This window comes from Variovorax sp. P1_H12_2, from assembly GCF_056405335.1.
On record NZ_JBFUCI010000657.1, the window covers coordinates 1 to 2134 of the forward strand.

At 71.3% G+C, this 2134-nt stretch carries 2 protein-coding genes; both read right to left on the minus strand.

Annotated elements, in window-relative coordinates; genetic code table 11:
* Positions 1 to 927, minus strand: a 927-nt coding sequence (locus AC1D2K_RS33825) for an AMP-binding protein (RefSeq protein WP_478094702.1), incomplete at its 3' end; no start/stop codon positions are given.
* Positions 924 to 2117, minus strand: coding sequence for an ABC transporter substrate-binding protein (locus AC1D2K_RS33830; protein ID WP_478094703.1), 1194 nt, complete (start codon positions 2115 to 2117; stop codon positions 924 to 926). The genes AC1D2K_RS33825 and AC1D2K_RS33830, both read right to left, overlap by 4 nt.
* Positions 2118 to 2134 lie beyond the last annotated feature (17 nt).

A 2134-nucleotide genomic window follows, 5' to 3' on the forward strand; every position in this document is an offset into this window, starting at 1 on the left:
GCCCGTACCCGTGCCGTCGACGCTGCGGCGATAGAGCCGGCGCACACGGGGCGCGCTTCGAAGCGCCGCGCTCTCGGTGCGCGACTTCAGCCGCTCCCAGAAGCGCGGCGGCGCATGCACCCAGTGCGGCTCGACTTCGCGCAGGTCATTGCCGACGGTGGCCGGGCTCTCCGGAAAATGCACCAGGCAGTCGCCGAGCACCGGCAGCACGGCCGCGAACATGCGCTCGGCCGCATTGGCCATCGGCACGAAGCACAGGATCCGATCACCGTCCTGCGCCCCGAGCGTGGCCCGCATTTCGGCCGCCTGCCGCAGCGCCGTGGCCTGCGTGACGGCAGCGATGCGCGGCGTGCCCGTGCTGCCGGCGGTGCTGACGAGAAAGCCGATGTCGCCGCCCTGCCCGGCCGCGAGGCGCTGTTCGAACAGCGCCTCGGGCCGCGTCTCGTTCACGGCCATGAAGGCGCCGAGACCGATCACCCGCGGGTCATCCAGCTCGCGCAGCCCGCGCTCCTCGAACACCACCACGCGCGCGAGCCTCGACAACGGCTGGGCCGACGCCAGCAGCTTCGCCGCCTGCTCGGCGTTTTCGACGAAGGCGACCCGCGTGCCGGCGGCCGCCAGATGGCGGCCGATGCGCCGCGCCGAACAGGTCGGATAGACCGCGTGGCTCACGAAACCCATCGCCTGCGCCGCCATGTCGACGAAGAGCCATTCGGGCCGGCTCTCCGACACCAGCGTCACGACCTCGCCGGGCGCCAGGCCGAGCCGGTCGAGCGCCAGCCCGATGGCACGCGCCGTGGCGAAGAACTCGCTCCACGCCACCGGCCGCCAGATGCCGCGCCGCTTGTGCCGCATCGCGACCTGCGCCGGCTGCGCCTCGCAGCGCGCCCGCCAGGCCTGCGGCAGCGTGAGGGCCGCGCTGCTCACAGGCTGCTCTCGGCCGGGTCGATGATCTCCGAGCGCGGCGTCCACTGGCCGTTGACCACCTGCTCGACGCGGCACCACTCGGGGTCGACGTGGTTGTCCTTGAAGCGCTGCGTGTCGTAGGACGACTGGCCCTTGAAGCTCGACGCCTGCAGCGTCTTCACGAGCCTGTCGGTCGTCAGCTCCTTGCCGGTGGCCTCCACGCCCTGCAGGAACCAGGACGCATAGTCGTAGAAGATCAGCGCCACGTCGTCGGGCTCCATGTTGAAGCGCTTGCGGTAGCTGTCGGACCAGCGCTTGTGCGCAGCGTCCTGCTCGGCCGCCGGCGTGATGCGCCAGCCGCCGACGCCGTAGAGGCCCTCGACCGAGGCCTTGCCGATGCTGACGGTGGTGCCGGCGCGGCCCGGGCTCGCGGTCAGCACGTTGACGCCGGTCCAGCCCAGCTTCTTCACCTCCGCCGAGACCGCGATGGTCTCGCGCGTCGTGGTCGCCCCGACGATCAGGTCGACGCCCGCGGCCTTCATGCGCGCCACCTGCGACGAGAAGTCGATGTCGCCGACCTTGTAGCCGGCTTCCGCGGCCAGCGTCATGCCCTTGGCCGCCAGYGCGTCCTTCACGCCCTTGCCGACCAGGTCGCCGAAAGGTCCCTCCTGGTAGATGAAGCCGACCTTCTTGCTGCCGAGCTTGGCCAGGGTCCACTTGAGGCCGGCGGCGGTGGTCGTGTCGTAGTGCAGGTTGGCCGTGAACAGCAGCGGCGAGTCGCCCGAGGCCTTGCGGATCAGCGAGGCCGCGCCGTAGGGCGCGAAGCAGATCACGCCGGCGTCGACCGTCTTCTTCACCGTCGCCACGCCCGGACCCGAGCCGAAGGGGCACAGCATCGCGAACACCTCGTCGCGCCGGATGAGCTTGTCGACCGCACGCACCGCCTGCGGCGGCTGGCTGCCGTTGTCCTCGATCACGAAGCGCAGCTTGCGGCCGTGGATGCCGCCGGCCTCGTTGGCCTCGTCGACCCGCATCTGCAGGCCGTTGCGGATCGGCGGCATGGTGATGGCCGCGGGACCCGACAGGTCGAGGTGCGTGCCGAGCACGATCTCGCTGCCACTGACGCCCGCGGCGCGGGCAGGCGCGGTGAGAAAGGCGGGCGCGAGGCCGGCCAGGCCGGAACTCAGCAGGGTGCGACGGCGAAGGCTCATGGATGTCTCCTGAAGTG